Below are 22438 nucleotides of genomic sequence, written 5' to 3' on the forward strand. Positions count from 1 at the left end.
AGTGATGATCGACATTCAGAACGTGAGTAAATGGTACGACAAATTTCAGGTACTCACAGAGTGTAATACGCAAATTCACCAAGGTGAAGTTGTGGTGGTCTGTGGTCCTTCTGGTTCAGGAAAATCCACCCTGATTAAAACAGTCAACGGTCTAGAAGCCATCCAGCAAGGCAATATCATGGTCGATGGTATTTCGATCAAAGACCCGAAAACCAATTTAAATCAATTGCGCAGCCGTGTGGGTATGGTGTTTCAGCATTTTGAACTGTTTCCACATTTAACCATTACTGAAAATTTAACCATTGCCCAGATTAAAGTCTTGGGGCGTTCTGATGCAGAAGCCAATAAAAAAGGCTTAGCCTATTTAGACCGTGTTGGGCTCAGTGCTCAAGCCAATAAATTCCCTGCCCAACTTTCAGGTGGACAACAACAGCGTGTTGCCATTGCCCGTGCTTTAAGTATGGACCCGATTGCTATGTTGTTTGATGAGCCTACTTCTGCTCTTGATCCTGAAATGATTAACGAAGTACTCGATGTGATGGTCGGTCTAGCCAAAGAAGGTATGACCATGATGTGTGTGACGCATGAAATGGGCTTTGCACGTCAGGTTGCCAATCGGGTGATCTTCATGGACCAAGGGAAAATTGTCGAAGATTGTACCAAGAATGAGTTCTTTAATAGCCAACGTGGCGAACGTGCTCAGCAATTCCTAGATAAAATTTTGCATTAAAGCAAAGGGCATTCAAAAAAGCAGATCAAAAGGTCTGCTTTTTTATTGTGATTCCATTATTCGAAAGCAAACAGTACATTACTGGATTCTACAAAATGGATGATTGGGATATCCCATTCAACTTAAAAAACACGTCGTTATTGTATTTATATCCCATTTTCTCAATCATTCATTACAGTATACTTTTATAAAATCCATTATTTCACAATTGGATTTTTATCGTTTTCCTCTTTTTTAGTTAAATTAAGAAAGAAAAATAATTTTCAAAATGCACCATAATGGATGATAAAAACCACGAAAACAGCCTCATCAAAATGCATGATTACATCTCATTTTTTAATTATTTTTATCTTTTAAATAAAATCCCTCAACCTCTGTCATTCAGACTTTTAAAAAAAACTAAATTTAATCAAACCAAACTTTTGTATTTTATTGTTAATATTCAGCATATTACAAAAATATCACTCTAGTGTAAATGCTCCAAAAAAATGCATACACACCAATATGGTGCACTGTCTTGCTTTATATCGAGTCTTATCATTTTTTAGCTGAGCTTAATCAAAATTTCCCTTTCCAAAATATCTTCACGAAAACGATCACATCGTTATACTTAACTTTTTTTGTGACTTAAAGCACCAAAACAGGGCCATAAAATGCAAAACATCGATTTACTCTTTCTCCTTCTTGGTGCAATTTTAGTTTTAGCCATGCATGCAGGTTTTGCATTTTTAGAGCTCGGCACTGTGCGCCATAAAAACCAAGTCAACGCGCTCAGTAAAATTTTGACGGATTTCGCCCTTTCTGCCATCGCTTACTTTTTTGTCGGCTACTATATTGCGTATGGACAACATTTTTTCCATATGGGGTCAACCTTAACCGCAGATCATAGCTATGACCTCATGCGCTGTTTCTTTCTACTGACTTTTGCCGCTGCCATTCCTGCCATTATTTCAGGTGGTATTGCTGAACGTGCCAAAATGAGCTCCCAAGCAATTGCAACGTTGTTGTTGGTGGCATTGATTTACCCTTTCTTTGAAGGAATCGCATGGAATGGAAACTTTGGACTACAAAAATGGTTAGAAACAACTTTTGGTGCCAGTTTCCATGATTTTGCAGGTTCTATCGTGGTGCATGCGATGGGGGGATGGATTGCCTTAGTCGCTGTGATTTTACTCGGTGCCCGTCATGGTCGCTATAAAAAAGATGGTCGTGTGAGTGCGCATCCACCTTCGTCCATTCCTTTCTTAGCACTTGGCTCATGGATTTTAATCGTCGGTTGGTTCGGTTTTAACGTAATGAGTGCACAACGTCTTGATGCAATTTCAGGTTTAGTCGCTATCAATTCATTAATGGCGATGGTTGGTGGCACCATTGCAGCAAACTTTATGGGTAAAAATGACCCGGGCTTTTTACATAATGGTCCATTAGCAGGCTTAGTAGCGATTTGTGCAGGTTCTGATGTAGTGCATCCTGTTGGGGCGCTTATAATTGGAGCAGTTGCAGGCATGATCTTTGTAAAACTCTTTACCTACACCCAAAATAAACTTAAAGTTGATGATGTACTCGGTGTTTGGCCACTACACGGCATATGCGGCACATTTGGCGGCTTAGCTGTTGGGCTTTTTGGTCAAAAATGGCTGGGGGGACTCGGTGGTATTTCCATGATTTCTCAACTGATTGGCACTCTTCTTGCTATCAGTATTGCACTTGTTGGTGGCTTCATTGTTTACGGTACACTTAAAGTCATCATGGGTATTCGTTTATCCCAAGAAGATGAATTCCGTGGCGCAGACTTATCGATCCATAAAGTTTCAGCCAATTCAGAAGATGCTATGTTTTAAATGCTATTTTGGTTTTCAGCGCGACTCGGAAGAGTCGTTTTTTTTTGCCTTTATCAATGCTCTACCTATTGCCATAAACATCAAAATAAGCGCATAAAGATCAGAAAATAAAGTCTATAAAAATTGCTTAATTTCAGCTAAATTTTGAATCCTGTTTATAGGCCAATGTTCATCAGCGTAATGAAAACCGTCCAACCAGACAGCACTCATTCCAGCATCGGTTGCACCTTGTATATCATTGATTGGATGATCACCAATATAAAGACAATGTTGCGCAGAAATGCCTAATTGACGGCTTGTATGCAGAAAAATTTCAGCATTCGGTTTGCTAATACCGAGCAAGCCAGAACTAACAATTTCATCAAAATAATGACTAAACCCCAAACCTTGTAAAATGCTTAACCGTGTTGCATGACCACCATTCGAAATCACGGCAAGTTTATAACCCTGCCCTTTTAACTCTTCTAATAGATTCTGTGCGCCTTGCATTGCAACTGCTGACAATCCAAATTGCTGAAACCAAAATTGCGACAACTCATCCAAATCGGGCAAGTTTTTCCATTGCAATTCTTGCTGTAACGCATAAGCCACAGAAGCAGCAATACTCGGATGGGTTAAGTCCTCTTTTTTGGGGTATCCACCATGATCAATACGGCGAATAATCGATTGAATTTGATTGATATCACTATGCTGTAATTGATGTTGATAATGATCAGCCAAATGCTGACTATAAGCCACAATACTTTGATCGCGATGCGTTAAAGTATTATCAAGATCAAACAAAACTGCACGAATCGTCATTTTAAAAATCTACGCAAATTTTACTGGCTAATGTAGCACTGAAAATATCTTTGATTATGCTTTTTCCTAAATATGCGTATGACGCCTCTCTACAAAAAACTCGAATGCAGCACTACTTTCCTCAAGTTTTAGCAAAGCCATTCAGGTAGCACTTAAGTCTCAATTAAGTTTTTGTTGTTGTAATAACACAAATAAAATCAATTGATCTTTTCTATGTACGATAAGCAACGCTTCACTCTTTATCAAGGCTGCTTCTTGCTCATGAATTTCTGGCTCAGTAATAGCAACTTATTTAGGACAAGGAATCTTAAATAAGAAAAGCGATGCTAAATGCTAACATCGCTTTTCTATAAATTTTAAATTGTGATTGCTTAGAATTTAAATTCTAAACCTGTTCCCACAACAGGTTGCTTGGTTTCAGCATTGCCACGTTCAAGGGTTAAATAACCAGCATAACCATAGGCTTTCACTTGTTTAGTAAAAGCATAATCAAGACCTGCAAAAATTTGCTTGGCTTCTAAATCCGCAGTAGCATTTTTGAAACTGGTGCTATTTTGACTATATTGGGCTTTTACCGTCCACGCTTTAGCCGTTGGAAAATTATATTCTGCACAGACTAACCAACCTTGAGCATCATCAATAAATTCTGAACCCGCAGCATTGCCTTCGGCTTGTTCCACTTCAGAAGTTTGATACAAGGCTTTAAGCGCTAAACCGCCCTGTAAATTTACCCGAGCAATAGCACGCATGGTATTTGCTGCTGCAAACAATGAACCACCTGTCACTTCTGGCTCTGAAGCATTAACGAAGCCACGTCCAAGGAAATTACTTGGGATTGCTTTATCATAAGCAACACCTGCCACAACAACAGGGCTTTCATAAGCCACTGAAGCCGACCAGGCATCACCTAAACCACGACCTGCTGTTTTAACTACACCATTGTCAGACTTAATCGCACTTGCTTCACCTGTCGCCAATAATGCATTGACTTTAATTGCACCTGTAGGCAATGCAATTGCAGGTGACTCGTAAACCACAGCATTTGCGACACGGTTTTCACCCGTCAAAATACCACTTACATCGGCTTTATTCGCGACATAGTTATTAAAGGTATCCACTACACTTGAAAATTGTTTTAATGGGGTGTCATGTGCACCTACTTTTAAAGTCCCCAATTTGGCATCTTTTAAACCGACAAAACGGTTCCGCTTCGCCCAGTCACTTCCTTCACCATCGGCATTAAATGCCCATTCAATCGCATAAACTGCATTTAAGCGTTCAGTGAGCTTTTCTTCACCCTTAATCCCGATAAAAGAACTATTGGAACTAATTTCCCAAACATCACGGTCGGACTTGATCGCGTTATCTTCTGGTAAATAGTCCAAACTTGCGTCGATTTCCCCATATAAGGTCGGTGCTGCAAAAGTTGATCCTGCTAATAGACTTAAAGCAATTGCGATTGCTAATTTAGTTTTCATTTATAAATACCCCTAAGTTATTCTGTAACAGATGTTACTGTTTAGAAATATTTAAAAAAATGATTTAAATTTTATTAACTTATCTTATTTAATCATTAGATTTTTAATGCATATTAAATTGAATTAATCAGCTTTTACACAATAGCGCACTTGAATGAATCATTTTTCAATAATTAAAAACCAAATATTTCCACTATTTTTCAATCTTTTAAAATCAGATGATGAGTGATGTAACATCGTTAAAATTAAACCAATTAAATTATGAAATATTCTTTTTCCATTTAAGAATAGGCAATAAACAAATCAGCGCTAACAAGGTTATACCCGTTAAATAGTCAGCATAGCCCCATAGATCTCCGAATATGCCACTCAGGCTATAAAGCCCCCCACTGACCGTCGCCAGCAGTGCGACTTGAAAGGTAAAATCTGTGCCTGCCAAATGTTTACGGCTATATTGCATCACTAAAGTCAGCATAATGACCAATAACATGGCTGAAATCATATCTTCGAAGGCATTAATCAAATAAATGATCCACGTCTCTATATGGCGTTTTGCTTCATACTGAAAAGCTAACCACGTGTAGGCAACTAAACTCAAAATTTTCAATACAGAAAAACTCAATAGTGCATTCGCACGAGACATATATTTCAGGCTAATTCCGGCAATACCGGCCCCAATCAATGCAGCCAATGCGCCAAGCATGGTCACATAAATGCCAATTTGTGAAAATGTCAGCCCCAGATCAATCATTAAAGGTTTCAGTAAAGGCCCTGACAAACCATCGGTAATTTTAAAGGTCATCAGTACCACTAACCATAAAGCCAAATGACGGGTTTGATGAAAATAAGACACATAATCTTTGACTTTGCTCCAGCTAAATACGCCTTGATCGGCCACGTGCTGAGAAGTTTTGAAGCGTGTCGGTTCTTTAAAACATAGAATGGGTAATGTGTTTAATAGAACAAGTCCTGCCAAAACTAAAAAAGTATTTTGCCAATCCAAGCCATCCAGCGCCCATAAAATAGCACCGCCACCGACAATAAAACCTAAGCGTGAACCGACCACCTGAAAGGTATTTCCCCAGTGCTGCTGCTCGTTTTTTAAAATATTCACCGCCAAGCCATCGGTAGCAATGTCTTGTGTTGCACCCACTAAATTCATACTGAGCAGAGCGACAAAAAAAGCCAACAAATACAGTGGTTCATTTAAAGCCTGTATGGGTAAAAAAGATAAGCCAATGAGCACAATCACACTCAACAACTGAGTTGGAATAATCCAGCTCCGATAATGTCCAAAGGCTGAATAACCAAAATGATCGACCAAAGGTGCCCATAAAATTTTAATTGACCATGGCAACATCAATAAGCCAAAACCACCGATATGTGCCAATGAAACGCCTTGTGCACGTAAAATCACAGGTAAAGCATGGGTCATAAAGCCAACAGGTAAGCCTTGTGCCCAATATAAAGAGAACAACAATAGATAAATATTACGTGTACTTGGCATAGTCTGCCCTTATGATCAAATCTAGATTGATGATTGTTATCAAACCAGCAGAAGTATGCTTTATATTTTGCCAATGAATCTTATTTTACAAAAGCTTAACATAGTTAAAACACAATAAATTTTTGACAGGAAGTTCAATAAAAACAATGTCAGCATATTTCCCAACATTACCAGATCAGGTGCCTTCGCGCGGTCACAGTTTGACTCGAAATATTTTTAAAAGCATATTTCTTGCTCAAGGTTGGCATTTTGAGGGTGAATTTCCAAACTTGCCTAAAGCAGTGGCGATTATTTCCCCACATACGTCAAATATAGATGCTTGGCATGGGTTTACTGCTTTATTAGGACTGGGCATTAAAATTACCATTTTTGGCAAACATACTTTATTTAACACACCACTTAAACCCTTACTGAAATGGATTGGCGTCATTCCAGTACAACGTAATGCCAAACACGGATTAACCCAGCAAATTATCAACTTCATTAATAGCCAAGATCAAATTTGGGTCGGTATGGCACCTGAAGGTACACGTAAACAGGCGGAGACCATTAAAAGTGGGTTTTATCGTATTGCTGTGGGCGCGCATATCCCCATTGTGATATTTTCGTTTGATTATGCGCACAAGACCATTCACTGCTTAGGTGTATTTAAACCTACTGGAGATTATGAACATGATTTAGAACAAATTTTGAGTCTATATGTCGGTAAATTCTCTCCCAAAAACCCGAACTGGTTAGCTAAACCGTTACAAAATCGTATACAAAAATAGCTAGTTAAAATAACCATAATCTGCTGTTATACGCGCAACTTTTTGTCTATTTGATGTCCAATTCCAACTATGAAATTTGTACAATATTCTTTAATTGGTCTACTTGGACTCAGTCTGATGGGCTGTGATAAAGCCGTAAAAACACAACCCCAAACCAGCACTATAAAAGCACGCGAACCCGTGATTGCAATTGCTCTAGGTGGCGGTGGTGCCAAAGGTTTTGCCCATATTGGGGTGCTTAAAGTTTTAGAATCGCATGGCATTAAACCGAAAATTGTGACAGGCACCAGTGCGGGTAGTTTTGTCGGCAGTATTTATGCCAGCGGTAAAACACCATTCCAATTACAACAAATTGCCCTGAGCTTAAAAGAATCTGATATTCGTGATTTAACCTTAAACAGTCAAGGCATTGTGCAAGGTCAAAAATTGCAAAACTATGTCAACAAGCACATTGCCAACAAACCAATTGAACAGTTTCCCATTCGTTTTGCAGCCGTAGCTACTCGTTTAGACAATGGACGTAAAGCTGAATTTATTAAAGGTAATGCGGGGCAAGCCGTTCGCGCATCATGCAGTATCCCCAATGTATTCGTCCCTGCCACGATTGGTGGAACCAAATATGTGGATGGCGGTTTAGTCAGCCCAATTCCAGTAAAAACAGCTAAAGCAATGGGTGCAGATATTGTCATTGCAGTCGATATTTCTGCCCGTCCTGTTGGTGACAAACCACTAAATATGTGGGGCTTACTGGATCAAACCATTAATATTATGGGACAACAAAGTATTAATGAAGAACTGAGTCAAGCTACGATTGTGATTCAACCCAAAGTAGGACATTTAGGGACTTTGGATTTAAAAGCCAGTAATCAGTCCATCCTTGAAGGTGAAAAAGCCACTCAACTGAAAATCCGCGCCATTGAAAAAGTGATTACCGATTTTAAAAGGTCTCCAGCCGCGTTCAAACCTGCGCCAAAAGCCAAAATTTAAAAAAGATGTTTTTTTAATACTCAAAGACTTACTCATCTGCTAAATTGATATAGACGCATGGTTATCTATATCAATTTTAACAATACACGAGTAGATGTATGGAATTTGCTTTCGAACCTTGGCATTGGTTTGTATTGGGTGTTTTGCTCATTCTTTCTGAATTAGTACTACCCGCTTTTGCTGCACTATGGTTTGGCATCGCAGCCATCATGGTGGGTGTTTTACTCTGGATGTTCCCGATGATGGGCTTTACGACTCAGCTTGTCACGTGGATTATCTTATCTATACTTTGCACTTTACTTTGGTTTAAATTTATTAAGCCACTTTCAACCGATAAAACCAAAGCAGGTTTATCTCGCGAAGCGACCATTGGTCAAGTTGGTATGGTCATTCAAATCAATATGGAACACGATTTAATTACGGTACGTTTCCCGATGCCTGTTTTGGGCTCTGACGAATGGAACTGCCGTGTTTTAGAACCCGTTCAGGTGGGTGATCGTGTACGCGTGGTCGATATTCTCGGCAATGATCTCGTGGTTAAACCACACAATTCACATAATGAAAATATAAAGTGAGGAAATAACATGTCTGGTGGATCTATTATTGTTTTAGCCATCTTGGTTTTTGCAGGTGTTACCATTTTTAAAGGTGTACGCATTGTTCCGCAAGGTTATAAATGGATTGTACAACGTCTAGGTAAATACCATACCACCCTAACACCGGGTCTAAATTTTGTCATTCCTTATGTAGATGAAGTGGCTTATAAAGTCACTACCAAAGACATTGTGATGGATATTCCCTCTCAAGAAGTGATTACCCGTGATAACGCCGTTTTACTCATGAATGCCATGGCATATGTCAATATTACCACACCAGAAAAAGCGGTTTACGGCATTGAAAACTATACGTGGGCCATTCAAAATTTGGTACAAACTTCACTACGCTCAATTGTCGGTGAAATGGATTTAGATGATGCACTATCATCACGTGATCACATTAAGGCAAAACTTAAGGCAGCGATTTCTGATGATATTTCGGATTGGGGTATTACGCTCAAAACCGTAGAAATTCAGGATATTCAACCATCAAGCACCATGCAATCGGCGATGGAAGCACAAGCTGCTGCTGAACGTCAGCGCCGTGCGACCGTAACCAAAGCAGATGGTGAAAAACAAGCAGCTATTTTAGAGGCAGATGGTCGTTTAGAGGCTTCACGTCGTGATGCTGAAGCACAAGTGGTCTTGGCAGAATCGTCGCAACGTGCCATTGAAATGATCACTTCCGCGGTCGGTGATAAAGAAGTTCCTGTTGCTTACTTGCTCGGTGAACAATATGTGAAAGCCATGCAAGAAATGGCTAAATCCAACAATGCTAAAACGGTGGTATTACCTGCCGATATCATGAATACCATTCGTGGTGTCATGGGTCGTAATCCATAAGAGCTCCCGATTTTTTGTACCTAATAGACAGCTTTTGCTGTCTATTTTTATTTCAATTGCGAAAAACTCAGCAATCATTGTGAAATTATGATTAAATTTCGCGTTATTTTTTGAAATTATTTGTGCTTCTTATTTAAAAGCCTGTGTTTCGATCTACTGTCCACCTTGTAAACGGATACCGTATGAGCTCCCTGAATCCGACCTTAATTACCTTTCTTTTTTATATTGTCGCCATGATTGTGATTGGCCTCATGGCTTATCGCGCGACAAGCAACTTCTCTGATTACATTTTGGGGGGGCGACGTTTAGGTAGTTTCGTCACAGCGCTCTCTGCGGGTGCTTCAGATATGAGCGGTTGGTTGCTTATGGGACTGCCGGGTGCCATTTATCTTTCAGGTTTATCTGAAATGTGGATTGCCATTGGCTTGATTATTGGTGCATGGCTGAACTGGCTACTGGTTGCTGGCCGTTTACGTGTTCATACTGAAGTGCAACACAATGCCTTAACCTTGCCCGATTACTTCTCGAACCGTTTTAACGATCAAAAGAAAATCTTGCGTATTGCTTCTGCTTTTATCATTTTGATTTTCTTTGCAATTTATTGTGCTTCAGGCATGGTTGCAGGTGCGCGTCTGTTCGAAAGCATGTTTGACATGTCTTACAGTACAGCACTTTGGATTAGCGCCATTGCCACCATCAGCTATGTATTTATTGGCGGTTTCTTGGCGGTCAGCTGGACGGATACCATTCAAGCGGGCTTAATGATTTTTGCTTTGTTACTCACCCCTGTCGTTGTGGTGTTAAGCTTTGCCGATATCAATCAAATGACTTTGGCACTTGAAGCGGCTCGCCCACAAGCCATGAATGTTATGGGTGATTTAAGCTTTGTGGCGATTATTTCATTATTGGCTTGGGGTTTAGGCTACTTTGGTCAACCGCATATTTTGGTGCGTTTTATGGCGGCAGATTCAGTCAAATCTATTCCAAATGCACGCCGTATTGGTATGACTTGGATGATCCTTTGTCTAGGTGGTGCGGTTGCTGCGGGTTTCTTTGGTATTGCTTACTTCCAGCAACACCCAGAACTTGCTGGTGCAGTAACAGCAAATCCAGAAACTGTATTTATAGAACTGACCAAAATTCTGTTTAATCCATGGATTGCAGGGATTGTCTTGGCTGCAATTTTAGCCGCAGTGATGAGTACTTTAAGTTGCCAGTTATTGGTCTGTTCAAGTACTTTAACCGAAGATTTTTACAAATCATTTTTACGCAAAAATGCCTCACAAAAGGAACTGGTCTGGATTGGCCGCTTAATGGTGTTACTGATTGCACTATTGGCGATTTGGATGGCAGGAAATCCTGAATCTAAAGTTTTAGGCTTGGTTTCTTATGCTTGGGCTGGTTTTGGCGCTGCATTTGGCCCACTGATTATTCTTTCCTTATTCTGGCGTCGCATGACTTTAAATGGTGCACTAATAGGTATGCTAGTCGGTGCCATTGTGGTCATTCTATGGAAAAATATGTTTAGTGACATAGGGCTTTATGAAATTATTCCAGGCTTTATTTGTTCGCTTATTGCTATTGTCGTGGTGAGTTTATTGGGTAAAGCTCCATCTGAGGAGATCACCACTCGTTTCGATGAAGGTGATCGCTTATACAAAGATGCTCAATAGTTTGACATCAAAATAAGCCCATAAAAAAGAGGACTTGATGTCCTCTTTTTTGTTCTTCAGTTTTGTACTTACATGCTTTTTAGCTTTTACGTGACAATAAAAATTGTGAAATTTGATTTAGTTCTAGCGCATTGTCACCAAAAATAGCCAAAGCATTCAATGCCTGATCATGCAACTCTTTGGCATAGGCTTGTGCATTGTCTAAACCCATTAAGGCAGGATAAGTCGATTTTTCGACTTGTTGATCTTTACCTGCGGTTTTTCCAAGAACTTCTGTATCGGAAATAATATCCAAGATATCATCTTGTACTTGGAAAGCCAGTCCAATCGCTTGGGCATATTCGCGCAATTTCGGAATGGCCTGATCTGTCCCCTCAAATACGGTGACCGCAGCCATCATCACCGCAGCAGAAATAAGTGCGCCAGTTTTATTACGATGAATATTTTCCAAAGCCTGTTGATTGACATGCTGCCCTTCCGCTTGTAAATCAAGCACCTGACCACAAACCATTTTCGAACTGGCGGTTGCCAAAATTTGCATCTGTTTTAACACAATTGCAGAATCAACTGCCGGCCCTTGATCAAACAAACGACTGCCCAATATTTCAAATGCCATCGACTGTAAAATATCACCTGCAAGTAAGGCGGTATCTTCACCAAAAGCCACATGACAGGTCGGTTGACCACGGCGCAGTAAATCATTATCCATGCAGGGTAAATCATCATGTGCCAATGAATAGCAATGGATCATTTCAATGGCAACTGCTGCACGACGCACCGCAGCAAAATGGGCATTTGGCTTGATCGCAGCCGTTGCATAGCAAAGCGCTGGACGTATGCGTTTACCACCGAGCATCACGGTATGATGCACCGCGCCTTTGAGCGGTTCTGGAATAGAAAATGCGTCTAATGCCGTCAATAAATCTTGTTGAATACGTTGCTGTGCTTGGGTTAGTACATTTGCATGTACGTCAGTTAAAGATGACACATTCGCCTCGAATACTTTGCTTTGTTGAGTAACTCTAAATCATCAAAAATATAGCTAGATTTAGCTTAATCTAATATACAGCGCTCTTGTCATCATCGACAGAGAACTTGCGATTGATCATACACAAGAGTGCTGACTTGTCATTGTATTAAGCAGCCAGTTTGGCAGCTCAATTTCACAATCACGAAGCGTCATCATACTGCTTTATCGCAAGATTCTCTATCTTGTTCACTATTTCAGACTATCTTCTGGAATTCGAACCCAACCTTCCATCAAAACTCGTGCGCTACGGCTCATCACCGCCTTTTTTACCACCCATTGTCCATTTTCCTGAATAGCTTGTGCACCAACACGTAATGTTCCCGAAGGATGTCCAAAACGTACTGCCTCACGTGCACCACCGCCTGCTGCCAAATTCACCAATGTTCCTGGAATGGCAGCAGCAGTGCCAATGGCAACCGCTGCGGTTCCCATCATGGCATGGTGTAGTTTACCCATCGACAAAGCACGTACCAGTAAGTCCACATCACCTGTTTGAATATCTTTACCACTCGATGATGTATAAGATTTTGGTTGAGAGACAAACGCAATTTTAGGCGTATGTTGACGTTTTTCAGCTTCGGAAATGTCTTGGATTAAGCCCATCTGTTTTGCACCATAGGCACGAATGGTTTCAAAACGAGCCAATGCTTGTGCATCAGCATTGATGGCGTCTTGTAGTTCTGTACCCGCATAGCCAATGTCTTCAGCATTTAAAAAGATCGTTGGAATACCGGCATTAATAAAAGTGGCTTGGAAAGTACCGATATTTGGCACTTCAAACGTATCGACCACATTGCCTGTTGGGAACATTGCGCTGCCATCTTCACCATCATCCGCAGGATCTAGAAACTCAATCTGAACTTCTGCTGCGGGGAAAGTCACACCATCAAGTTCAAAATCGCCAGTTTCTTGGACTTGTCCATGGGTAATCGGCACATGGGCAATAATGGTTTTTTGAATATTGGCTTGCCAAATGCGAACCGTACAGATGCCATTTTCAGGAATACGCTCTGCACTGACCAAGCCATTGGAAATGGCAAATGAACCGACCGCAGCCGTTAAATTGCCACAATTTCCACTCCAATCGACAAAAGGTTGATCAATCGCAACCTGACCAAACAAATAATCCACATCATGGTTGGGCTGTGTACTTTTCGCTAAAATCACCGTTTTACTGGTACTTGAACTTGCTCCACCCATACCATCAATTTGCTTACCATATGGATCTGGACTACCTATCACACGTAACAACAACTGATCACGAATTTGCCCAGCCTGCTGCGCCGCTTCAGGTAAGTCATCAACTTTAAAGAAAACACCTTTACTGGTACCACCACGCATATAAGTTGCTGGAATTTTGATTTGGGGAGCAAAACTCATCTTTCATTTATCCTTCATCTTTATCATTTTTTTAAATAACATTTAAATAATGTTAATCTCTTTTATCATAGGGCTTTTTCAAGCAAAAGCATTGACCACAGGACTTAAGTATAAAAAAACATCATTTGTGAATGTCCAGTTTTCAAATAAAGCCTACAATTCGATAATTTAAATAAAATTAACATATTGATTCATATGTTTTTTATTTGTTGTTTTCCAAACACTATCTTTTATATAAATAATAACTTTTTTTCATCAATTTTGAGCTACTATGCGATTTCTTCATGATCTATTACAATCGGAAACACTTATCCATTGTCGGGCTGAAATAATTTGAATAAAGAGTCGTCTCAACTTCAGCGTGGCTTAAAGAACCGTCATATCCAACTCATCGCCATGGGCGGAGCTATTGGTACAGGCTTATTCTTAGGTTCCGCACAGGTGATTCAATCTGCAGGTCCTTCCATCATTTTGGGTTATGCCATTGGTGGTTTGATTGCATTTTTAATCATGCGTCAACTGGGTGAAATGATCGTACATGAGCCTGTAGCAGGATCATTTAGCCATTTTGCCTTTAAATATTGGGGGAAGTTCCCAGGCTTTTTAGCCGGTTGGAATTACTGGATCTTATATATTTTAGTCGCAATGACTGAGCTGACTGCGGTCGCAAAATATATTAATTACTGGTGGCCTTTTATTCCTGCATGGGCTTCCGTACTGTTCTTTTTCATCGTCATTACTTTAGTCAATCTCGGCAATGTAAAATTCTATGGTGAATCAGAATTTTGGCTGTCTATCATTAAGGTAACGGCTATCGTATCGATGATCGTTTTCGGTTTGTATTTACTCCTCACCGCTGATGCTGGTTCAACTTCTTCATTTACCAATCTTTGGGCACATGGCGGTTTCTTCCCGAATGGTTTTGAAGGCTTATTCTATATGCTTGCCTTCCTCATGTTCGCCTTTGGTGGTATTGAGCTAATTGGTATGGCTGCTGCAGAAGCCAAAGACCCTGAAAAAACCATTCCGAAAGCCATTAACCAAGTAGTTTTCCGTATTCTACTGTTCTACATTGGTTCACTGACCATCCTTTTGGCATTGGTGCCATGGAATCAGCTTGACTTAGGTGGTCTAGATAAAAGTCCGTTTGTGATGATTTTCAGTCAACTCGGTATTGGCTGGGCAGCGCATTTATTGAACTTTATTATTTTAACTGCAGCGCTTTCTGTTTATAACAGCGGTATGTATGCCAATAGCCGTATGCTTTATGGCTTAGCACAACAAGGCAATGCACCTAAAATATTTAATAATGTGAATAAACAAGGGGTACCTATCCCTGCTGTTTTATTCTCAGCTTTATTAATTTTTGGCTGTGTACTGTTAAACTACTTTGTTCCAGAAGATGCCCTAAGTCACTTGATGTATGTCGTAGTGGGTGCATTAGTACTAAACTGGGCCATGATTAGCTTAACTCACTTGAAATTTAGACAAGCGATTAAACAAGCATCGATTCAAACCAAATTCCCTGCACTTTGGGCACCAATCAGTAATTATTTAGTGCTAATTTTTATTGCAACCGTGCTTTATATTATGTGGATGCAAGGCTTTAAAGAATCAGTATTGATGATTCCGATATGGATCGTTGTGATGCTAGGTTTATTTAAAATATTGAAGCTGAATAAATCTTAAGCAAAAATGATAAAGATCTGTCTTTTAAAAAGTTATTGTTTCGACAATAGCTTTTTTTTTCTTCATATTTACGCTAAATTAGCTGCGCATTGTGCCCTTAGCTTAACTGGATAGAGCAGTTGCCTCCTAAGTGACCGACGCGGGTTCGACTCCCGCAGGGCGCACCATATTATGGTTTATATTTAACTTTCCCGATCTACACCAACAGATAAATAACAGTAAAATCAATAAACTGACAAAAACACCATCTAAATTGATCTATAGAACCCTATTAGAGTTTATATTTTTTGCGGTAATTTTTACGGTAAGATATATTACCGTAAAAATGCCAAAAATCGTTATACCACTGACAAATACAAAGATTAAGACTATAAAAGCAGACCTTGCAAAAGTTCAAAAGCTTTCGGACGGTAGGTTTATTTTTAATCGTTTCCAAAACTGGTGATTCGATTATTCACGTCCTTACACCAAGAAACGTAACTCACTGAGTTTTGGTTCTTATCCGAATGTGTCCTTAGCTCAAGCACGAATCAAACGAGAAGAAGCTCGCACACTACTTGCTCAAAATATCGATCCACATCTAGAAAAGAATTAAGAATGAGATATTTAATGCAAATAAGAATATTTTTGGAGAACTCGCTAAGGAATAGATGAATAAACAAGACTTTGCCGAATCTACGCTTAGAGCGTCAGCAAAGTTTGTTAGAAGTCATCAATCAACATATTGGTCAAATTCCTGTTCATGAAATTAAACCAACGGATATTCTTAAGATTTGTCATATTTATGAAAAACAAGAGACAGCCAAAAAAGTTAAAGTTAAATGTGGTCAGATATTACGCTACACAAGTGCAAGCATGTGGACATGGTTTTCGTTCTTCAGCACGTACAATATTAGAAGAGGTTCTTGAGTTTCCAATTGAATTGATTGAGCAACAACTGGCTCATCAAGTAAAAGACATACATGGTCGTGCTTACAACAGAACCAAGCATTTAGAGAAGATAAATTAATAATGTAGAAATGGGCTGATTACTGTGAAGAAATTAAAAATGGATAGCCCCCTACTGGCCATGTTACAAGGAACATTTTTTTAAGCATTTGTGCGGCCCCCCACAAAACTGTTAGATATAATCTTCCAAAACTTATCACTTTTAAATGAAAGTGATATAAGAATATAAGCAATGGGTGCGCAAACCAATACACTTGGAAATGCAAACATCCATGCGATGATCCACGCTGACATCCTCATCAAAACAAGATGTCGATGAAACCAATGGTCTTTAATGTAGTAATACCTGAGATCAGAAATGACATCATGCAAGAAAAATGAATGGAAATAAAAGATTCACAGTCTTCACGCAACCACTCCTTGATATGCATTTAGGCTCGATGCAAAATTTTTCCCAAATAATTGCGCTGTTTTAATATCACCTAAATCAAAAGCATCTGCCGCACTCGCATGTTCAGCTTGTGCCATTAATCCCGACCAAGAACCCAATCGATTAGCCGCTTGCGTATAAGGAACCCCTTGATGTTGTTCAGGTAAAATAGGATTTCCCACCCATATCATACCGTGTTGCATACAAAAGGTGAAAAGTGAAATAAGTGTTGATTGCTTATCACCAGCGGGGAGTGATGAGACGGTAAATCCAGCTGCTAGTTTTCCTTTAAAGCTCTGTTTCTTCCATAAGGGACCTGTAGCATCCATGAATTGTTTTAAGGTTCCAGAGACACCACCTAGATAGGTGGGTGTCCCCCAAATTAAACCATCATATTGGTTTAGTAATTCAGGTTGAGACATCAATTGTTCTGCGGTGAATAAATCAATATTCATATTCTCAATCTTTGCTGCTCCGATTTGAATTTGTTGAGCAATAAATTGGGTATGTCCTTGACGGCTATGATAAATAATGGCAATTGATTTCATGATTTAGTCCTCAATTAAAAAGATTTAATAATTCAGCGGTGAGGAATAAACCACACCCGAAGATACTGTGATTGATCAAACTTTTAAGGCAGTTGAGTAGCGGTTTTGGTGTTTTGGAGGATGCAAAGCCAGCCCCCATTGCAGGTTGCATGATGAAGAAAGGGATTAGCACGGTAATGACCCCAAATAATAAGGCTGAATAAAATTGAGGTTGCAGCAACCAAGTATCCCCGATGATGAAGATGAAACTAAATGCGAATAGGATCCCTACACTGTAATGAGCAATCCAGCCCAATACATATTCATGTTGAATCTCAGGACTTCGTGCAATTGACTCGTGGGTGATCTTGCCGTGGAAAATCCATCCCATCCACCGACCAAGGAATGCAAAATTTAAGGTGGGGATATTCAGTCTTTTTAATATGAATAACCAAATATCCATGATTAGTGTTGCACCGATCCCTAGACTCAAAATGTAAAGTAGTAATTTAAAAATATTCATTTCATCACCTTGATCTTTTCCAAACAAAACCTGATAGATTGATTGTGCAAGTTCAAGTCAACTTGAAGTCAAGAGGTATTTATGGATATTGGTGAAGTTGCAAAAAAAGCAAAGGTTGCGACATCGACCTTACGATTTTATGAAGAAAAAGGGCTGATCAAATCTATTGGCCGACAGGGTTTACGTCGTCAATATGCAAAACAGGTACTGGATCAATTGGCATTGATTGCATTGGGACAGGCAGCGGGTTTTTCTTTGAATGAGATTGCCACGATGTTTGGGCAAGATGGTCAACCTGAGCTAGATCGAAAAATGCTGAATGATAAAGCAGAGCAAATCGAGCAGATGACGCGACGCTTATATTTCATCAGCGAAGGACTCAGACACGCCGCAGTCTGCCCCGCTGAAAATCATATGCAATGCCCAACCTTTCAAAGTTTCCTAACTGCTGCGATTGCAGGCGAATATCAGCCAACTAAACTTTAGTGATATTTCTTGGATGAGATCTAGTTTTATTTATGGGCTAAAACTTAACATTATCCTCCACCAATTACCCAGTCCACGTATCCCCCATTCCTAAACCGCCTGTTATTGCATGAGCCATAATCAATCGCTTACATTTTAATTAACAACAATAACTTGCTGAGGGCTCGGAGAAGTTAGATATTCTTTGGCCGGCTCTATCTGAGTACTAATCTTAGCTGGTGTAAATGAGGAAGCTAAGGAGCTTGTTCGAGTAACTGCAGGAACTTCAGCCTATTTTATACTTAGAATTGAGGTGCGTGGCTCTACGCTCTGCATCATACTTTATGCGGCATTAGCTATCGCAGTATACGCATTTTTCATGCCATTCATCTTGTTCTAAGATTGTCTAGCATCATTATTTTAGGTTCTTTTTTACTGCCTTACTACCTTCATGATTATATACAGCCCTAGCCATCTTTGCCCATTTAGCAACTTCTGACTCCCTTCCCTTTGGTCGTTCATAATGGATTACCTTTAAGTAATCGATTTTCAAATAGTATATGCAAGAATTATACGCTGTTCATTCTAACTTTCTAAGCGCATAATTTATTAAGAAATAAGTGAAAAATCTCCTAATCTTCATCAGCTATTATTAGGTATATAACTCACCAGCAAATTTTAAAAGATAAGGAAATTATTTTGTCGAATGCTGACCAAGATATTTACAGCTTAGGCCATTCCCAAGTTTGGTCGGGCTTTAAAAGCCTCCTTCCAATTTCATGTTTTGTTGTGATTTTTGGAGCTGCTTTCGGTTTAGCTGCAACTCAAGCTGGATTAGATAATAACTCCATCATGTTAATGAGTACCTTTGTTTTTGCAGGGGCATCTCAATTTGCTACTTTAGAACTATGGGGAGAGCAAGTATCACTCATTCCCTTGATTATCACGGTTTTCTTTATCAATGCCCGGCACCTTTTAATGGGCGCATCTCTTTATCCTTGGCTACGTCACCTCCCACCCATCAAAAGATACAGTATCTTGCTGGTTATTTCTGATGCAAATTGGGCACTCTCACTACAAGCATTTAATCGTGGTGAATCAGGGATGGGACTATTATTTGGCGGAGGAATTGCCCTTTGGCTCGCATGGATTTTAGGCACAGGGCTTGGTTTCTATTTTGGTAATGTCATTCATAATCCTGCATTGCTAGGATTAGATATGGTCATGGCTTGTTTTCTACTCGCAATGGTTGGAGGTGGACAAAAAAATCTCAGAATATTAGTTATCTGGGCAATCGCAGCCTGTAGTTCATTATTGGCTCATTGGTACTTACCAGAAAATAGTCATGTCGTTGTGGGTGCCTTATTTGGCGGAATCGTAGGAATTTTCTGGAAAGAGAAACAGGCATGAATCTAGAAATTAGCACCACTTATCCATTGATTATTATTTTGATTATGGCCGTTGTGACATTAGCCACTCGTTGGGGTGGTGTTCTGATTATGTCATATGTTCCTATTAGTGATCGTGTGCAACGATTCATTAATGCAATGTCTGGATCTGTGCTGGTTGCACTTTTGGCACCTATTGCTGTTGAAGGTGATAATGGCGCTCGTTTAGCACTACTCACGACATTAATCATTATGCTATTGGTTAAAAAACCACTGTTGGCGATTGCAGCAGGAATATTGGCAGCAGCATTATTCCGTCAATATTTTGCATGAAAGGATAGATAGCTCAAGACATTTATAATCTATCTCCACAAAACATTTAGCGCTAACTCATTTGCTTTAATTCGTCTGACTCTGGATATGACAGTGCAATTCTAAGTTGAGCATCTTCAGTATCCATGCAGTATGGGAAACAGAACCTCAGAGTTGAAAAAGTAATACCTGCTTGTCTTGCAAGTTAACTATTTTTGCCGTACCAGAAATCACATTCAAACTAATAAATATCCTCCGTTCGGACGAGTCTAATCAGTAATTCCATATGAGCTAAGCTTAATACCAAAAATTTCATGGCCCTATCGAACTTGGGTTTTAAAATTTTACGCTGTTCTTGCATGAGAAGTTTAAGGTGAGGAACATCTTTTCAAAACGGAATTGTTTAAGCTGACTCACTTTATCTGGCCCAACATTACGAATAGAAGCCGCTTTTAAGCACCAGTTTATATTTGTTTTAGATCCCACTAAAATACACACCATGTCCGAGTAAACGCTAATCACAAATCCCTCGTAAAAAGAATTCAAGAAATGAGCAAAAAAAATAGGCTATAACGTTTTTGTTAAGCAATCCATGCTCAACAGAGATGTATAGACATGAGTAAAATTAAGTGCCCAACCTTGATTATATCTGGTGCTCAGGATCAGGTACGTTCAGCTGAGAAAGCAACCGAATTGTATAATCAAATTCTAAATACTCATTTAAAAACAATAAAAAATATAGGTCATATGATTCCATTTTAGTAACCTAAGGTATTGGTATCTATAATTTTTAATTGCTTAAAACCCCAAACCATAAATACAAAATTAGATAAATAAAAACTACATATATTTTTTATTTAATATGCATCAAAATCTAACATCACCCCAAATAAGCTATAAAAAAACCCTGACATCCTGTCAGGGTTTTTCGTATTTGTTACGCTAGGTATAACTCCTGTCGTACCTCATAATCCTTATGTAGATCTTTTATTGTTATTGTCGGAGCATCCTGCTCTCTATATCTCCATAATAAGAAATAAGCGTGCAATCGTATAGCGGCAAAGGGCTTGAATTCATGTGCGCCTAGGCGTACAAAACTGCTTAAAATTCACCCTAAGAGTTATCCGCAGAAATTGGGGATAATTTAAGTAATGGATGAGTTGATAACGCACACTAAAGCTTCATCATGATTAAATATTGAACAAATTTATTAGGAATATCTTCCAGAGTTGTAAAACAAAAATCCGACTTGTTTCCAAGTCGGATTTTTGTTTTTTTGATATTGGTAATTTTTTCTATGAAAAAACAATACTATTTTAAGGCGCATTTCCTATAAGCACCATTATCTTAAATGAATCAAAACTAACATCGTCAGAAAGAGCTTTACAAAGGATTTTTTAAATTTGTTATGGGCATATGATGACTGTTTCACCATTTTCTTGACCGAGTCGATAGTGTTGTACTTCGCAATATTCTTTGATCATGTCAGCCAATAAGGGGGAATGGCTTGTTATCCATAATTGTGTATAACGACTTGCTTCTGCAATGAGTAGCGCAAGAGCAGGTAATAAATCTGGATGCAGACTATTCTCTGGTTCATTCAGCGCCATAAAACGTGGTGGTCTTGGGCTAAGTAATGCGACAACCAAACATAAAAAACGTAGCGTTCCATCTGAAAACTCTGCACTTTCCAATGGTCTTAAAATACCTTCATTTTTCATTATCATCTGAAAATGTCCTCGAAGCTCATCGACCGAGAACTGACTCTTCGGGAAAGCTTTTTCCAATACTGAATAAAGCATTTCTGTATGTCCACGTTCGCGTAAGGTTTCAAATGCTGCTGCTAAGTTAGCACCATCATGTGATAATACTGGTGATCGTATACCGACTTGGGGGCTGCGTAGAGGTGAATCACGACCCACATTAAATTCATGGTAAAACCGCCAACTACGTAAAGTTTCTCGAACTTTTGAAACCTCGGGATAAAGATGCGGATCCACTAACTGTCCAAATAACGAGTCTTCTGGTGATAATGCTGTTGGATATGCAAGACGATCCCCTTCAATGTTTTTAAGAAATGCAGTTTGATTGATACGTTGCATCAGCTCACTGGCACGACGACGTTTATAACCACTTAACCATAGCCCTTCAGTTTTTACCAAGGGATCAAGTTTGAAAAGACTAATCAAAGGTTCTGGAAAGCCTATTTCTAGTTGATATTCATAGTCATCCATTTCGACTGACAGAAGCATACGTTGGGGGTCTTTTCCCCTATCACCATAACGTGAACCACCTGCCCACATAATTTTTTGGATGCCACCTTCATCTGCAATTGCAGTTGATAGATGACCACTCGCAGCCTCATGTAATAAGCGAACCGCTTTATACAAGTTAGATTTACCGCAACCATTCGGTCCACTTATGATATTTAATTGGGATAAAGGAAGGGTCATGTTCCGTATGGAGCGAAAACCCTGTAGTGTGAATGTGCGAATAGTCATATATCCCCCAAACCTTAGA

General features: G+C 39.4%; 20 protein-coding genes, 1 tRNA gene and 2 pseudogenes. 14 read left to right on the plus strand and 9 right to left on the minus strand.

Annotated elements, in window-relative coordinates; translation table 11 throughout:
- Positions 1–4 precede the first annotated feature (4 nt).
- Together B9T25_RS06805 and B9T25_RS06810 are read left to right on the plus strand one after the other, a co-directional pair.
- Entirely contained in the window at positions 5–730 is a 726-nt protein-coding gene (locus tag B9T25_RS06805; protein WP_171262745.1) for an amino acid ABC transporter ATP-binding protein, read from the plus strand.
- A gap of 653 nt (positions 731–1383) precedes the next feature.
- A complete protein-coding gene (locus tag B9T25_RS06810; protein WP_086187695.1) occupies positions 1384–2571 on the plus strand; it encodes an ammonium transporter in 1188 nt (395 codons plus the stop codon).
- Between the two features lie 114 nt (positions 2572–2685).
- Here B9T25_RS06810 and B9T25_RS06815 read toward each other — a convergent pair whose 3' ends face one another.
- From B9T25_RS06815 to B9T25_RS06825, 3 genes are all read right to left on the minus strand, one after another.
- Complete coding sequence (locus tag B9T25_RS06815; RefSeq protein ID WP_086187696.1) at positions 2686–3372, minus strand: HAD family hydrolase; 687 nt, start codon at positions 3370–3372, stop codon at positions 2686–2688.
- A gap of 371 nt (positions 3373–3743) precedes the next feature.
- Positions 3744–4850: a porin gene (locus B9T25_RS06820; protein ID WP_086187697.1), complete on the minus strand. Its 1107-nt coding sequence runs from the start codon at positions 4848–4850 to the stop codon at positions 3744–3746.
- A gap of 259 nt (positions 4851–5109) precedes the next feature.
- Positions 5110–6357 carry an MFS transporter gene (locus B9T25_RS06825; protein ID WP_086187698.1) on the minus strand — a complete coding sequence of 416 codons (1248 nt, stop codon included), beginning with the start codon at positions 6355–6357 and terminating at the stop codon, positions 5110–5112.
- Positions 6358–6503: 146 nt separating this feature from the next.
- Here B9T25_RS06825 and B9T25_RS06830 point away from each other — a divergent pair, with 146 nt between their 5' ends.
- The 5 genes from B9T25_RS06830 to putP all read left to right on the plus strand — a co-directional run bounded on the left by B9T25_RS06830 (position 6504) and on the right by putP (position 11226).
- A complete protein-coding gene (locus B9T25_RS06830) occupies positions 6504–7127 on the plus strand; it encodes a lysophospholipid acyltransferase family protein (RefSeq protein ID WP_086187699.1) in 624 nt (207 codons plus the stop codon).
- A 69-nt stretch (positions 7128–7196) separates the two neighbouring features.
- Positions 7197–8114, plus strand: coding sequence for a patatin-like phospholipase family protein (locus B9T25_RS06835; RefSeq protein ID WP_086187700.1), 918 nt, complete (start codon positions 7197–7199; stop codon positions 8112–8114).
- A 98-nt stretch (positions 8115–8212) separates the two neighbouring features.
- Positions 8213–8689: an NfeD family protein gene (locus B9T25_RS06840; RefSeq protein ID WP_086187701.1), complete on the plus strand. Its 477-nt coding sequence runs from the start codon at positions 8213–8215 to the stop codon at positions 8687–8689.
- Positions 8690–8698: 9 nt separating this feature from the next.
- On the plus strand, positions 8699–9553 hold the full coding sequence (locus B9T25_RS06845) for an SPFH domain-containing protein (protein ID WP_086187702.1): 855 nt from the start codon (positions 8699–8701) through the stop codon (positions 9551–9553).
- Between the two features lie 182 nt (positions 9554–9735).
- Positions 9736–11226, plus strand: a complete 1491-nt coding sequence (gene putP / locus B9T25_RS06850; protein WP_086187703.1) for a sodium/proline symporter PutP — start codon at positions 9736–9738, stop codon at positions 11224–11226.
- Positions 11227–11305: 79 nt separating this feature from the next.
- On the opposite strand, the gene B9T25_RS06855 is transcribed toward putP, so the two are convergent.
- The gene (locus tag B9T25_RS06855; RefSeq protein WP_086187704.1) at positions 11306–12214 is read right to left on the minus strand and encodes a polyprenyl synthetase family protein; all 909 of its coding nucleotides are present in this window, start codon (positions 12212–12214) and stop codon (positions 11306–11308) included.
- A 231-nt stretch (positions 12215–12445) separates the two neighbouring features.
- Positions 12446–13636: a 2-methylaconitate cis-trans isomerase PrpF gene (gene prpF, locus B9T25_RS06860; protein ID WP_086187705.1), complete on the minus strand. Its 1191-nt coding sequence runs from the start codon at positions 13634–13636 to the stop codon at positions 12446–12448.
- A gap of 333 nt (positions 13637–13969) precedes the next feature.
- Between prpF and B9T25_RS06865 the strand changes: the two genes are divergently transcribed.
- The 3 genes and pseudogenes from B9T25_RS06865 (at position 13970) to B9T25_RS06875 (ending at position 16342) form a co-directional block, all read left to right on the plus strand.
- Complete coding sequence (locus B9T25_RS06865) at positions 13970–15325, plus strand: amino acid permease (RefSeq protein ID WP_086187706.1); 1356 nt, start codon at positions 13970–13972, stop codon at positions 15323–15325.
- 91 nt (positions 15326–15416) lie between these two features.
- Positions 15417–15492 (plus strand) — tRNA-Arg (locus B9T25_RS06870).
- 158 nt (positions 15493–15650) lie between these two features.
- Positions 15651–16342 (plus strand): annotated as a pseudogene (locus B9T25_RS06875) (tyrosine-type recombinase/integrase).
- Positions 16343–16414: 72 nt separating this feature from the next.
- Here the strand turns inward: B9T25_RS06875 and B9T25_RS14655 are convergent.
- The 3 genes and pseudogenes from B9T25_RS14655 to B9T25_RS06890 all read right to left on the minus strand — a co-directional run bounded on the left by B9T25_RS14655 (position 16415) and on the right by B9T25_RS06890 (position 17753).
- Positions 16415–16682, minus strand: a pseudogene (locus tag B9T25_RS14655) (DUF2798 domain-containing protein).
- The gene (locus B9T25_RS06885) at positions 16679–17251 is read right to left on the minus strand and encodes a flavodoxin family protein (RefSeq protein ID WP_086187707.1); all 573 of its coding nucleotides are present in this window, start codon (positions 17249–17251) and stop codon (positions 16679–16681) included. The pseudogene B9T25_RS14655 and the gene B9T25_RS06885 overlap by 4 nt, the downstream one beginning before the upstream one ends.
- A gap of 10 nt (positions 17252–17261) precedes the next feature.
- Positions 17262–17753 (minus strand): DUF2938 domain-containing protein, encoded by a 492-nt coding sequence (locus B9T25_RS06890; RefSeq protein WP_086187708.1) that lies wholly within the window; start codon positions 17751–17753, stop codon positions 17262–17264.
- 81 nt (positions 17754–17834) lie between these two features.
- Between B9T25_RS06890 and B9T25_RS06895 the strand changes: the two genes are divergently transcribed.
- The 4 genes from B9T25_RS06895 to B9T25_RS14425 all read left to right on the plus strand — a co-directional run bounded on the left by B9T25_RS06895 (position 17835) and on the right by B9T25_RS14425 (position 20680).
- The gene (locus B9T25_RS06895) at positions 17835–18239 is read left to right on the plus strand and encodes a helix-turn-helix domain-containing protein (RefSeq protein WP_086187709.1); all 405 of its coding nucleotides are present in this window, start codon (positions 17835–17837) and stop codon (positions 18237–18239) included.
- 678 nt (positions 18240–18917) lie between these two features.
- On the plus strand, positions 18918–19628 hold the full coding sequence (locus tag B9T25_RS06900; protein WP_086187710.1) for an AzlC family ABC transporter permease: 711 nt from the start codon (positions 18918–18920) through the stop codon (positions 19626–19628).
- Positions 19625–19939 carry an AzlD family protein gene (locus B9T25_RS06905; protein ID WP_086187711.1) on the plus strand — a complete coding sequence of 105 codons (315 nt, stop codon included), beginning with the start codon at positions 19625–19627 and terminating at the stop codon, positions 19937–19939. Before B9T25_RS06900 ends, B9T25_RS06905 begins: the two co-directional genes overlap by 4 nt.
- Positions 19940–20533: 594 nt before the next feature.
- Entirely contained in the window at positions 20534–20680 is a 147-nt protein-coding gene (locus tag B9T25_RS14425) for an alpha/beta fold hydrolase (protein WP_228146860.1), read from the plus strand.
- A 644-nt stretch (positions 20681–21324) separates the two neighbouring features.
- Here the strand turns inward: B9T25_RS14425 and B9T25_RS06910 are convergent.
- Positions 21325–22419, minus strand: a complete 1095-nt coding sequence (locus B9T25_RS06910; protein ID WP_086187712.1) for an AAA family ATPase — start codon at positions 22417–22419, stop codon at positions 21325–21327.
- Positions 22420–22438: the final 19 nt, after the last annotated feature.

Source organism: Acinetobacter sp. ANC 4470 (genome assembly GCF_002135335.1).
Lineage (GTDB): Bacteria > Pseudomonadota > Gammaproteobacteria > Pseudomonadales > Moraxellaceae > Acinetobacter.